Raw genomic sequence first — 12,232 nt, forward strand, 5'->3', positions numbered from 1 at the left:
GCAAGTAAATGAAAGGCTAACCCGGTTAGCCATAAAACAACTGATGAGGATATCGATGTCATTGCACCTATTTAAAATAAAGTTCGCCGCCGTCGCGGCTTTTTCTCTGCCATTGATGGCATTCAATACGTATGCGGATACCCCTTTGTCGAAACCGATGGGCTTTAGCCAGGTGCTGACCTTTATGGGCTCCGGCGTCATTAATATCACCAAGAGTGAACCTTTCCCCGGGGTGACCGGGTGTCTGGGCACCCTATGTACCAGCGACTATTTCTACAGGCATATCATGGGATTCAATGAGCAGCAGGTGGCGCAAAAAAGAGAAGACGCCATCGCTTATTTTAACCAGGAATTCGGCATTGATGTAAAAGCGCTGGACGCACAAAAACGCATTGAATTGAAACCTTATACCGGCAACCCGGATGGCGAGTATCGCTTGTATTCCGTCGCCGGGATGGAGTTACCTGCAGCCGGGTGGATTGTGCGTGACGGCGGCTTCTACATTACGGTTCTCGATAACGGCGGTATTCCGCTGGGCGGGCGCCATAGCGGCGAAAAAGCCACGCCAAAAAATCAGATGTATTACGGGAACTACAATATTCTGGCGACCAGCCCCCCGCATCAGCTAAAAGAAATCGTGATCGGTTATGAGTCGAACGAAATAGCGGTGATCTCCCCGGATGGCCTGCGTACAACCTTTAATACCCGCACGCACCATGAACGCTGGGGGGAAGGCCAGAGTTACGTGAGTTACGAATTTAAATTGAATGCCGACAAAACGGTTTTGACCAATGGCCGGGAAGTCATGACGTTTGCCAAATATCCGGCGACAAGAGATTTTCCTGACTATCCATCCTTTGCCATGAAAGGGGATGCCGACCATTAAGGCTTTCCTGACTGCCTGAGTAAGTGAATGAGAGGCAATAATGACCTATGTGAAAACGTTGGCGGAACGCCGCCAACACCCGCCTCATTCTGAGGCCGGCGAAGGACGGCAGCTGGCTCAGGCTGAGCGGTTGGGAAGTGCGGCGTTCCGCCAGGACTATGGCGTTAAATACGCCTACTCCAGTGGCTCAATGTATCAGGGAATTGCATCCCGCAAACTGGTCGTGGCGATGGCCCGGGCCAAGATGATGAGTTTTTTCGGTTCGGGAGGGCTGAGTCTGCCGCTGTTGCAAGAAGCCATTTTAGGCATTCAATCTGATCTGAACGGAGAGTCATTCGGCATGAACATGCTCGCTGACTATGAGTTTCCGGAAAAAGAAATGCGCCGGATTGAATTGTTCCTGGCCCATGATATTCGTTTTATTGAAGCCGCAGCTTATATTGCGATTACGCCGGCCTTGGTTCTTTACCGGCTGCGCGGTATTCACCTAGGGAAAGACCAACAGCTGGTCATTCCGCATACGCTGATGGCAAAAGTCTCACGCCCTGAGGTCGCCGAGGTTTTTGCCAATCCGGCGCCGCCTGATTTAGTTGCCCGGCTCTACGCACAAGGGTTGCTGACGCCGCAAGAGGCTGAGCTGGCACCGCGGGTTCCCATGGCCCAGGATATTTGCGTCGAGTCAGATTCTGCCGGCCATACCGATCAAGGCAATGCGTATGTTCTTTTTCCGGCCATTGCCCGGCTTTGCCGGGATATTTCGGGCCGGCAAGGCTATCAGAAACCGCTCAGAGTCGGGGCCGCCGGTGGTATAGGCACGCCGGAAGCCGTGATGGCGGCCTTTATGCTGGGGGCTGATTTTATCATCACCGGTTCGGTGAATCAGTGTTCGGTAGAGGCGGCGACCAGTGACGAAGTGAAAGACCTACTGCAAAACATCAATATTCAGGATACCGACTATGCACCTGCCGGCGATATGTTTGAGCAGGGCGCCAAAGTGCAAGTGCTTAGGCGTGGCGTGTTTTTCCCCGCTCGCGCCAATAAGCTTTACCAGCTTTATCAGCAATACAATTCATTGGATGAGCTACCGCAGGCGATAAAAAACCAGCTTGAAGGTAAGTACTTTAAACGGCCGCTATCCGCCGTCTGGGAAGACGTGAAGCAATATTATCAAGCTCGCCGCCCAGAAATGCTGGAAAAGATAGAAGGGCAGCCGCGGCGTAAAATGGTGGCGGTCTTCCGCTGGTATTTTGCTTACAGCTCGCGGTTGGCGCTAGCCGGCGATCCGGAAAACAAGGTTGACTACCAGGTGCATTGCGGGCCGGCGTTGGGCGCCTTCAATCAATGGGTAAAAGGCTCCGCTTATGAAGACTGGCGTAACCGCCACGTGGATGAAATCGGGGAAATATTGATGCAGGAAGCCGCCTCGATGCTATCGACAAAGATCGGTTTGCTCAAAAGCGATGTTTCACCTTCTTACTCCTATTCTTAAGCGGATGGCGCAGAATTTATGAAAACAGTCTATACCTTCCCTGGCCAAGGATCGCAATATCGTACTATGGGTTATGGCCTCTTCGAACAATTTCCTGAGCTGGTGGCGCAAGCCAGTCAGGTTCTCGGGTATGACATTGCCGAACTTTGCATCAAGGATCCGCTGCGCGTTTTAAACCAGACGCAGTACACCCAACCGGCGCTCTATACCGTGAATGCGCTCAGCTACCTGGAACGCAAAGCGCACGGCGCGGCGCAGCCGGATATCCTAGCCGGGCACAGCCTGGGAGAATATAACGCGCTGTTTGCCGCCGGCGCTTTTGACTTTATTACCGGACTTAAGCTGGTGCAAAAGCGCGGACAGCTGATGAGCCTTGCCCCCAAGGGAGCCATGGCCGCCGTGCTGGAAATCAATGTCGCTGATATTGAACGTATCCTGGCCGAAAGCGGTTTTCAGCACGTTGACATCGCCAATATCAACTCCCTTCAGCAATGCATCATATCCGGGGCTTATGATGAAGTGCTGGCGTTAGAGCCTCGTTTTTTCGAGGCCGGCGCACGCTTTGTTCAATTAAATGTCAGTGCGGCGTTCCATTCACGGTTGATGTCGGATATCGAAAGGGAATTCGCCGATTATCTGACGCAGTTTACTTTCCAGCCCTTATCGATTCCCGTTCTGTCAAATGTTACGGCCCGGGCTTATCCCAGCACGGATTATCAGACGCTGCTGACCCGGCAAATATCCAGCCCGGTTCGCTGGTATGAGTCTATTTCCTGCTTGCTGGCGCAAGGTTGTGATGAATTTGCCGAAGTGGGCCCCGGCGATGTGTTAACGAAACTGCACCAGCGCATTACCGAAGCGCCAATGCCGATTGCCCAACCTCAAGAGGCCACAACGCGGCAGGCGCCCCCCAAGGGTTCGCCGCCGGCTACGCCGCGCAAGTTTGTTTTTATGTTCGCGGGCCAGGGGAGCCAGTACTATCAGATGGGACGGGCTATTTATCATTCCGACGGCCATTTTCGCCAGACGATGGATCGCCTTTGCCACAAGGTTTATATGCTCAGCGGTGTGAACCTGCTGGAACAACTCTACAGCGAACGTGATGCCGCAGCTGAGTTTGACGATATTCGCTATACCCACCCGGCGCTGTTTTGTTTTGGGTACAGCCTGGCTCAGATGTTGATAGCCAGGGGCATCCAACCAGCCGCCGTGGTCGGCCACAGTTTGGGGGAATACATCGCCGCCGTGGTCGCCGGGATGCTCCGGCTGGACGACGCGCTTCGGCTGGTCGTTGAACAGGCGCATTTGCTGGAGCAACATGCGCCGGCAGGAGGATTGGCCGTTGTGTTGGCTTCGCCGGACATTTTTCATCGCGCCACAGATGTCTTTTCTCGCTGCACGCTGGCCGGTGTTAATTTCGGCAATAACTTCTTTATCTCAGGTGAACAGAGCGCTGTCGTCAGTGCTATACAGAAGCTGACGGAGCACGATATTTTGTCCTTGTCGCTGCCGGTCAGGTACGCATTCCATTCAGCCTCGATCGATGCGATCAAACCCTCATACCAAAAATTACTGGATAAAACACCATGTTTCGCGCCAACGATGCCCGTTTATTCCTCGGTACTGGGGCGTTCCGTCGGCGCGATGCAACAAGCTGATGCCCAAGGTTATTTATGGCGAGTCATCCGAGACAAGGTTGATTTTTCCACCCTGGTCGATTCCGTATTTTCCACCATGAGCGACCACTTTTTTATTGATGCCTCCGCCACTGGCAGCTTGTCCAACTTTTTAAAATATTCGCAGGATTTTACCTGTCGACACGGTTATGTCTTAAACCCGTTCAGTGACGGGATGGCATCGCTTGAAACCCTGTTATCGCAGGTGAAGGCGTAACAGGGGTGGCGGCTAATAGATTCAATGAGAAGGAGTGTAAGACTATGCCAATTCAAGTTTATATGTTCCCGGGACAGGGCTCCCAGCAGCCAGGAATGGGGCGAGAACTGTTCAGCCAGTTCCCTGACTTAACCCGTATTGCCGACGATATATTAGGCTATTCTATCGAGCGCCTCTGTCTTGGTGACCCTGATGGCGAGCTTAATAAGACCCAATACACTCAGCCTGCCATTTATGTAGTCAATGCGTTGTCTTATTACAAGAAACGGCAAGAAACTGGTATTCAACCGGATTTTGTTTTAGGGCATAGCCTGGGGGAGTTCAATGCGTTGCTGGCCGCAGAATGCTTTGATTTCACCACCGGCCTGAAACTGGTGAAGAAACGCGGCGAGTTAATGGCGCAGGCGGCGGGCGGCGGCATGGCTGCAGTGCTGGGGGTAAGTGAAGCGATACTGCGGGCATTCTTGACTGAAAAAAAACTGGATACCATTGATTTAGCAAACTTTAATACGCCCTCGCAGATTGTAATTTCCGGTCAGCGTGACGATGTCACAAAAGCGTTAACGGAATTTGAGCAGAGCGGAATGCAGTGTGTTCCTCTGAATACCAGCGGTGCATTTCATTCCAGGTTGATGCGGGACTCAATGGATAAATTCGAAAGTTACCTGCAAAACTTTCAGTTCTCAGCATTGAAGATCCCTGTCATTGCTAATACAACGGCACGCCCCTATGACGATGACACGCTGTTAACCTGCCTGGCGCAACAAATCGCCAGCCCGGTGCGCTGGACCGCAAGCATTCAATATCTGATGAGCCTGGGCACACCTGAATTTACCGAGCTGGGCCACAGCGAAGTGGTCAGTGGCCTGGTCGAAAAAATCAAAGCAGAAACGACAGAAGACGAGTTGCAGGCAATAAGGTTACAGCGCCACGGAAATAACGCCATCAAGGAAGTGGCCGATGTGATTGACAGGGTTAAACACAACGCGCCGCTGGCACCAGCCGAGAAAATTGCGCAATGGAATAGCCGGTTCCCGATCGGGCAAAAGGTTCATTCCACAATTTTGAACGCGGAAGCGGAAACCCGAACCGAGGCTTTGTTGTTGTTCCAACATCGCGCGGCGATCTATCTGAAAGGCTACAACGGTTACTTTGAACTCGATGAGCTAAAGCCAGTTTGACGACATGGCGGTAACGTTTGCGCGAAACGGCCGCCGTGAACATTCCACGCGCAAAACAGGCCGTTTTTTGGTGCGTTTTGAGAAAATCTGTCGGTATACAAAGGTGCAGAATGCTTTCATATTTCACGTAGCGCGATCAAAAAAGCAGGGGGGTTAATCCAAAATCGGTGGCATTGCGTATTCTGGCGAAGATGTTTGGCCACAACTAACGATGAGTGTCCGAGAATATGTGCTATTTCCTCAGCACTGATCCTTTGCATAGCCAAAGAGTGCCCAACATTGTGGTGCAAATCCGTGGGGTAATAATTGCCGAGGCAGTTTCACCGCTGGCAACGGCGGCTTGATAATCTGATGGACTAAACAGTGCAAATAATGTTCTGGCAGCCTGAGCTTCCGGACTAAAAACTCTCCAAAAAAACCTGTGCGGTTCAGTTTTCACCAATTCACGAACTTGATGCCGGCCTTGAACGCGCCGTTCACCTGGGGCATCCACTCCCGCTCCGGTATTCCGAGGAAGTCAAAGAACACCTTTTGCAAACTGGGGATAGTCGCCTCGCCCACACCGATCCGAGGGATCGCATCAGACTCGATGAGCGTAATATTCACCTGTTGTTGAAGCGCCCGGGCGAGGTACGAGGCGGACATCCAGCCCGCGGTGCCGCCGCCTAGAATGACGATATTCTTGATCGGTTTGCTCATGACATTCTCCCATAAGAGCTAGTGGAGATTTCAGACTGGAGTCTAATCCAGACTAGACTCTCGTCTAAAAAGTGCAAACACCGTTTCTGAATTAACGGGACCGCCCCGGGGCTCAGAGAGGCTAAACGCGCAGTGAAAAAAGGAGAGCCTAAATGGCATCGACATCAGCTAATCGTTACGTGCTCGGGCAATCTGAATGATGTTTGAACCGTGCGGAGCATATAAAAAGGAAGGTTATATGCCCTATGGTTCAGCTTACGAGGCTGTGGCGTGACCATCACGGTAAAGGTGGGGGAAGGGCGGGCCCCAAGAAGAGTTACAGAACGAATGGCCAGATTCGCCAGTAGACAGAAAACTCGCTATTATCCGAATCCACTTTCCAGCCGGTAGCATGATGTCCACGATTTCCGATACCTTTATTGCCCCGCCATGTCATGACAAGATCGCCACGCTTTATCAGGACGATCACGTGGTGCTTATCAATAAACCTTCCGGATTGCTTAGCCTCTCAGGGAAAAATCCACAAAACCTCGATTCGGTACATTATCGGCTGGTACAAATATTCCCCGGTTGTACTCTGGTCCATCGACTTGATTTTGGCACTTCCGGGCTGATGGTAATTGCCCGCAATAAGGCGATCAATGCCGCTCTCTGCCAGCAGTTCAGTCAGCGCACCGTGACCAAGATCTACAGTGCGCTGCTCTGTGGACATCTGGATCATAATGAAGGTGTGATAGATGCAGCAATTGCCAAAGATCCGGCTCAGTTTCCGCTGATGTCGATTTGCTCAACCAACGGCAAGCCCGCTCGCTCCCGCTATCGGGTCGTTGAGCGCCTTTATCACGAGTTGGAAAACAGGACGTTACTGCCGTTGACACGGGTACAACTCATTCCGGAAACCGGGCGTACCCATCAGCTACGCATACATTGCCAGCAGTTGGGCCACCCTATTTTAGGCTGCGATCTGTATGGTGGGCGTTTGCTGCCCGGTACGGAACGGATGCCGCGACTGATGTTGCACGCCAGCGAGTTGCATTTTGTTCATCCCATCAGCGGGGTGAGGATCAACGCCTCTCATGCCAGTCCGTTCTGAACGCGGCATTTCTACAACGATGCCTAAGAAGAGGCCTGCTGAGTACAAAAGAGCAGGCCGAAATGTTTAACCTAATGATTTTCCCAAGGAAAAACAGGCGGGCGTGGCCGTTAATTACCACATCAAATCATCGGGAACTTTAAAGTCGGCATACGGATCTTCTTCATCTTGCTCTTCCTGACTAAGCGTACTATTTAACACAATACTGTTCGCATCCCGCTGCGCGATTTTATCGGCAACGCTTGCGGGGATAATCGCGTACCCACTCTCACCATTGTTATTATCGGTCAAACGCGCTATGGCAAGACGACCGCTGATCAGCTGGGTTTGTGTCGGCTTATCCACCACTATTTTTTTGATTAAATTATTATCTGTGAAGTTAAAATTGATATCACCTTTGGCAATATCGATTCTATTCATTTCAATGAGTTGCTTCACCTGAGCTTTATACTCCTTAGATAAAGCAGCTTGTTTTTGTTGTTCGTTTAGCAGTTTATCACGCTCGAGCTGTGCTTTTTTATTGTCCTCTACAGCCTCTCTTGCCTCACGAGCCTGAACTCGCGATTTTTTCGCCGTTCTTTGGACTTTTGCCATTTTTTTGCTGGTTACTAAGCCAGCTTTTAGCATCTGTTCTTGCAGGGTGAGTTTTGTCATCTTCGTTTCTAAACCAGTTGAATAATGAGTGTGATTATACCTGTAATTTTTGGATCGGTACTAGGCCGCTATGTGGCTTGAGTTTGATGGTTGACTGGCCACCAAGATTAGATACAACGCTCAATCCAGTGTCCGGCTTATCCATGGCAATGTAGGATAGGCACAACAGGGTTTGTGTCACGGTTTAACCACGGTGGTAGATAGAGGCGTTATCAAAGAGAGGCACATATCGAAACCGGTAACACGGAAACCTAATTTCTTGTACATATTGAGGGCACGCTGATTATGAGGTGACACGCGCAGTTCTAATTCCTCAGCGCCTGATGCAATGAGTTCGTTTAAGAAGGATTGCATAAATTGCTTCCCTATACCTCTACCTTGATATTCAGGTAACAGCATTATGTCCATCAAAAATGCTGAGCTATCTTCTAAACTAAACCAGATATAACCCACAGTTTGGCGGCAGTATTCGCAAATTCGGAAATGATTATATTTTGTGTTTATCCCTTGCGGCAAGGTATCTTTATTTACCTTCGCCGCCTCTGATACTGCTTTTTCTTTGCTGTACAGATGGTTTATCATCAGGTCTTCAGCGTAGTCAGCCAGAGTAAGGTCCATCCACTTATCAAACTCAATCTCCTGCATCGGCCGATAGATCCAGTCAGTCATTTTTTGTGATTTTTCCATAAAAATAAAATAGTTGTTGTGAACTAATTATGATTAACAAATTATTGTAGGCATACTACGAACGTTTACGATGGTTATTATCACCATAACCGCCTTTGGGCAACCATTCACTTTTAAGGCTACGAAAGACTCTTTCCATCGGCGAGTTATCCAGGCAATTCCCTCTGCGACCCATGCTTTGTATTACTCCATAATTCCAGAGTAACCTTCTGTATTTATTGCTTTTATATTGAACGCCTTGATCTGAATGAAACAACCGTCGGCCATCACGCGGTCGTGTTTCCAGAGCATTACGCAAAGCCCTGCATACCAAATCCGCATCAGCGGTTAATGAGAGGGCTGAACCGATAATCCGGCGTGAATATAGATCAACGACAAGTGCGAGATAGCACCATTTGTCCTGCAGACGGATAAAACTGATGTCGCCGCACCAGGCGCGGTTCGGTGCAGCAGGGTTAAACTGCCGGTTCAATAAGTTCGGTAATGCCGGACTGTTGTCTTCGTTCACCCGGTAGCGATGTTTAACGGGTTGACGACTTGCCAGTCCACATTCCTGCATCAGTCGTCGCGCCAGCCACCGCCCGGCATCAACGCCACTCTGGCGCAACATCTGGCTGATGGCCCGGCTACCGGCAGCGCCACGACTGAGAGCATGGAAAGCTCTCACCCGGCTTCGCAATTCAATTCTTTGCACATTAACAGGACGCTTCACCTGCGCGTAATAAACGCTACGGTGAACACCCCATAAACGGCAAAGACTCCGTACTGGCCACTTTGCTTTTAGCCGTGTGATTAACGCGATAATTTCCCGGGGATTTCGCTCATCAGCACGGCAGCCTGCTTTAGTATTTCTTTTTCCATCTCAAGACGCTTTATCTGTGCTTTAAGCTGCTGAATTTCGCGTTGTTCAGGTGTGATAGCATTGCCAGCTGGCTCAATTCCCTGAATTTCCTGCTTATAAAGCCGTATCCATTTGCGCAAATGATCAGGATTGAGTTCGAGTTCCTGCGCGACTTCCCGTACATCTCGCTGGTATTTAACAACCTGCTCGATAGCGTCGAGCTTGAACTCCGGGGAAAAGGTGCGTTTAGTCCGACGAGTTTTGAGCATGCATCACCTCATTTTCACTGTTTTAACATTAACAGGATTTCGAGGTGTCCTGAATTACCGATCCACTACATTAAGTAAAATGGCCGACTGTTTGAGCGGCCATACCAGATTATTCAGTCAATTCCCGCGGTCAGAGACGGGTTAGCCATCTGTTGAAAGCGTTAACTTTTCCCATTGTTCTATTTCCCTACACAAATCAGTGAGCTTTTGTCGCACCAAGCTCAGAGCATCGCTACCTAACAACAAGTGTGTTGGTGGGTTCTGACTTTCAATCAATGTCAGGATGGCCTGCGCCGCTTTTGCAGGATCACCGGTCTGATTTCCGCTTTTTTCCTGACGCGCCTGGCGAATGGGGTCAAATAACGCGTCATAGTCCGGGATGGTGCGAGCACTGCGTGACATTGATCGGCCTGCCCAGTCGGTGCGAAACGAGCCGGGTGCGACAGCGGTGACTTTTACGTTAAACGCGGCCAGTTCCTTACTTAAGGTTTCTGATATGCCTTCCAGCGCAAATTTGCTGCCGCAGTAATAGCTGATACCGGGCAGGGTGATGAAACCGCCCATCGACGTGATATTGATGATGTGCCCGCTGCGGCGCTCTCGCATGACCGGCAGTACTGCTTTTGTCATCGCTACTGCGCCAAACACATTCACGTCAAACTGGCGACGCATGTCTTCAAGAGAGGATTCTTCCAGAATACCTTCATGGCCGTAACCGGCATTGTTGACCAGAACATCAACATGACCGACAGTTGCCAGTATCTCTTTGACCACCTCATCGACACGTTCAGTGTCAGTCACGTCAAGCAGACGGCCAAATGCCCGCTGCGCATCAAGCGCTTCAAAAGCATGAAGGGATTCGCAGTTGCGTAAGGTGCCGATAACCCGATGGCCCGCAATCAGAGCTTCCTTCGCTAGGGCAAGACCAAAGCCACTACTCACACCGGTGATAAAAATCGTTTTTGCAGATGTCATAATTTATTCCCATGCAGTAAAAGCCGCATGATATTATCTGCACTGATGGATTTTCAGACCAAATCTTATGGTTTTATTGCCTGATTTTATGAGGCTCGATAATGTCCGACATGATTACACGGGTAAAAACACTAGCAGTTCAGGAGGGATATAACCTTACTGCGTTGCCCGACGTGAGAATTTTGCGCGCCAACCGACCGCTTACAAGAACGCCCGTGCTATATGATCCCGGAATTGTTTTTGTCTTTCAGGGCAGTAAACGCGGTTACTTCGGCAAAAAGACCTATTTGTATGATGAACAGCACTACCTTGCCGTCTCTGTGCCCGTGCCTTTTACAATGGAGACTGACGCATCAGCAGAGCATCCGTTGCTGGCCGTTTATATTCATCTTGATTTTCAACTGGCCGCTGAACTGATGCTACAGATCGAACAGTATGGCGCTCTGCCCCCTTCCGCCGCGCCTGAGAGCATGATATCAAGCCCGATGGATGACACTATAAAAACAGCGGTATTGCGCGTGCTTGAGGTTCTGGAAAATCCGACTGAAGCTGCAATTCTGGGGCCAGCGAGGATGCGTGAACTCTATTTCCGTGTGTTAACCGGCGCGCAGGGCAACGCAATGCGCGCGGCGCTGGCCTTGCAGGGGCAATTCGGCAAAATTGGGAAAGCGTTACGTCGCATTCATGCCACATATGCTGAGCCTTTAACGCTCACACAGCTGGCGAAGGAAACCGGCATGAGCGTGCCGACATTCCATCACCATTTTAAAGCGATAACCAGCATGCCTCCGATGCAGTATGTAAAATCGGTCCGCCTGCACCAGGCTCGAATGCTGATGGTCCGCAAGAAACTTACCGCTGCTGCCGCAAGCTACGCTGTTGGCTACGAAAGCCCACCGCAGTTTAATCGTGAGTTTAAACGGCTGTTTGGCCTGCCGCCGGCAGAGGAAGTAAAACGTATGCAGCGTAATTTCGCGTTTCCTTCTTTGCAGCAAACATCGAAATTTGTTTCGTCGCACTGAGGTTTGGATGATGTTTTGAACATAAACTGAGCAATGTAATGTCCGCTTCTGGCACAAAGTGGACCCATGAAGAATGAGTTCTATCCTCGTGGCTCACTAAGTGCAGTAAGTTCTACTCGAATCCTGCTACCCATTTATCCGGCATATCGGCCTACTCCTGCATCATCACTTTACGCTCATCAAGGTAAGTTGCATGGTTGTATGTGCGGCGAACATTGTTGGTATCAGCGTGCGCAAGTTGGGACTCAATAGCATCAGGTCGATAGCCCATTTTGTTTAAACGCGTACTTCCTGTAGTTCTGGTTGCATGGGGGCTATAAATGCCACTCCAGCCGAGGCTTTTAAGTAGCTGGCGCAGCGAGTGCGATGTCATTGGACCTAGCGGATTGTCTCTGCCCGGGAAAAGGTGCTGCCGATGTCCGGTTAATCCCTGTAGTGTTCTGAGCATTTTGATAGCTTGGAAGGGTCCACGCGCTAATGCCTTCAATTAAAGAGGCGTTAAATGATAAGTCGCAGAAAAAACTAATCGTTGTTCATTTGATT

At 50.3% G+C, this 12,232-nt stretch carries 10 protein-coding genes and 3 pseudogenes; 6 read left to right on the forward strand and 7 right to left on the reverse strand.

Going from position 1 to position 12,232, the window contains the following annotated elements; translation table 11 throughout:
- The first annotated feature begins 55 nt into the window (after positions 1–55).
- Genes ACQKDS_RS05630 through fabD (ACQKDS_RS05645) form a run of 4 tightly spaced genes read left to right on the forward strand, consistent with a single transcriptional unit; the run spans position 56 to position 5,449 of the window.
- Positions 56–886, forward strand: a complete 831-nt coding sequence (locus ACQKDS_RS05630) for a hypothetical protein (protein ID WP_399666273.1) — start codon at positions 56–58, stop codon at positions 884–886.
- 40 nt (positions 887–926) lie between these two features.
- On the forward strand, positions 927–2,375 hold the full coding sequence (locus ACQKDS_RS05635; RefSeq protein ID WP_399666270.1) for a PfaD family polyunsaturated fatty acid/polyketide biosynthesis protein: 1,449 nt from the start codon (positions 927–929) through the stop codon (positions 2,373–2,375).
- Between the two features lie 18 nt (positions 2,376–2,393).
- Positions 2,394–4,268, forward strand: coding sequence for an ACP S-malonyltransferase (gene fabD / locus ACQKDS_RS05640; protein WP_399666268.1), 1,875 nt, complete (start codon positions 2,394–2,396; stop codon positions 4,266–4,268).
- Between the two features lie 44 nt (positions 4,269–4,312).
- Positions 4,313–5,449, forward strand: coding sequence for an ACP S-malonyltransferase (gene fabD / locus ACQKDS_RS05645; protein WP_399666266.1), 1,137 nt, complete (start codon positions 4,313–4,315; stop codon positions 5,447–5,449).
- 191 nt (positions 5,450–5,640) lie between these two features.
- Here fabD (ACQKDS_RS05645) and ACQKDS_RS05650 read toward each other — a convergent pair.
- Both ACQKDS_RS05650 and ACQKDS_RS05655 read right to left on the reverse strand, forming a co-directional pair.
- Positions 5,641–5,810 (reverse strand): annotated as a pseudogene (locus ACQKDS_RS05650) (site-specific integrase); the annotation flags it as partial.
- A 74-nt stretch (positions 5,811–5,884) separates the two neighbouring features.
- A complete protein-coding gene (locus tag ACQKDS_RS05655) occupies positions 5,885–6,148 on the reverse strand; it encodes a tryptophan 7-halogenase (RefSeq protein ID WP_399666263.1) in 264 nt (87 codons plus the stop codon).
- A gap of 394 nt (positions 6,149–6,542) precedes the next feature.
- On the opposite strand from ACQKDS_RS05655, the gene ACQKDS_RS05660 reads away from it, so the two are divergent.
- Positions 6,543–7,241: an RluA family pseudouridine synthase gene (locus ACQKDS_RS05660; RefSeq protein ID WP_399667072.1), complete on the forward strand. Its 699-nt coding sequence runs from the start codon at positions 6,543–6,545 to the stop codon at positions 7,239–7,241.
- A 114-nt stretch (positions 7,242–7,355) separates the two neighbouring features.
- Here the strand turns inward: ACQKDS_RS05660 and ACQKDS_RS05665 are convergent, their stop codons facing one another.
- From ACQKDS_RS05665 to ACQKDS_RS05680, 4 genes and pseudogenes are all read right to left on the reverse strand, one after another.
- On the reverse strand, positions 7,356–7,895 hold the full coding sequence (locus ACQKDS_RS05665; RefSeq protein ID WP_399666260.1) for a DUF2058 domain-containing protein: 540 nt from the start codon (positions 7,893–7,895) through the stop codon (positions 7,356–7,358).
- Between the two features lie 177 nt (positions 7,896–8,072).
- Positions 8,073–8,564: a GNAT family N-acetyltransferase gene (locus tag ACQKDS_RS05670; RefSeq protein ID WP_399666258.1), complete on the reverse strand. Its 492-nt coding sequence runs from the start codon at positions 8,562–8,564 to the stop codon at positions 8,073–8,075.
- Between the two features lie 79 nt (positions 8,565–8,643).
- Positions 8,644–9,692, reverse strand: a pseudogene (locus tag ACQKDS_RS05675) (IS3 family transposase); the annotation flags it as partial.
- A gap of 141 nt (positions 9,693–9,833) precedes the next feature.
- The gene (locus tag ACQKDS_RS05680) at positions 9,834–10,667 is read right to left on the reverse strand and encodes an oxidoreductase (protein ID WP_399666255.1); all 834 of its coding nucleotides are present in this window, start codon (positions 10,665–10,667) and stop codon (positions 9,834–9,836) included.
- Between the two features lie 101 nt (positions 10,668–10,768).
- On the opposite strand from ACQKDS_RS05680, the gene ACQKDS_RS05685 reads away from it, so the two are divergent.
- The gene (locus tag ACQKDS_RS05685) at positions 10,769–11,689 is read left to right on the forward strand and encodes an AraC family transcriptional regulator (RefSeq protein WP_399666252.1); all 921 of its coding nucleotides are present in this window, start codon (positions 10,769–10,771) and stop codon (positions 11,687–11,689) included.
- A 151-nt stretch (positions 11,690–11,840) separates the two neighbouring features.
- Here the strand turns inward: ACQKDS_RS05685 and ACQKDS_RS05690 are convergent.
- A pseudogene (locus ACQKDS_RS05690) lies at positions 11,841–12,155 on the reverse strand (tyrosine-type recombinase/integrase); the annotation flags it as partial.
- Positions 12,156–12,232: the final 77 nt, after the last annotated feature.

Source organism: Serratia sp. NPDC078593 (assembly GCF_050268245.1).
Classification (GTDB): Bacteria; Pseudomonadota; Gammaproteobacteria; order Enterobacterales; family Enterobacteriaceae; genus JBNNGK01.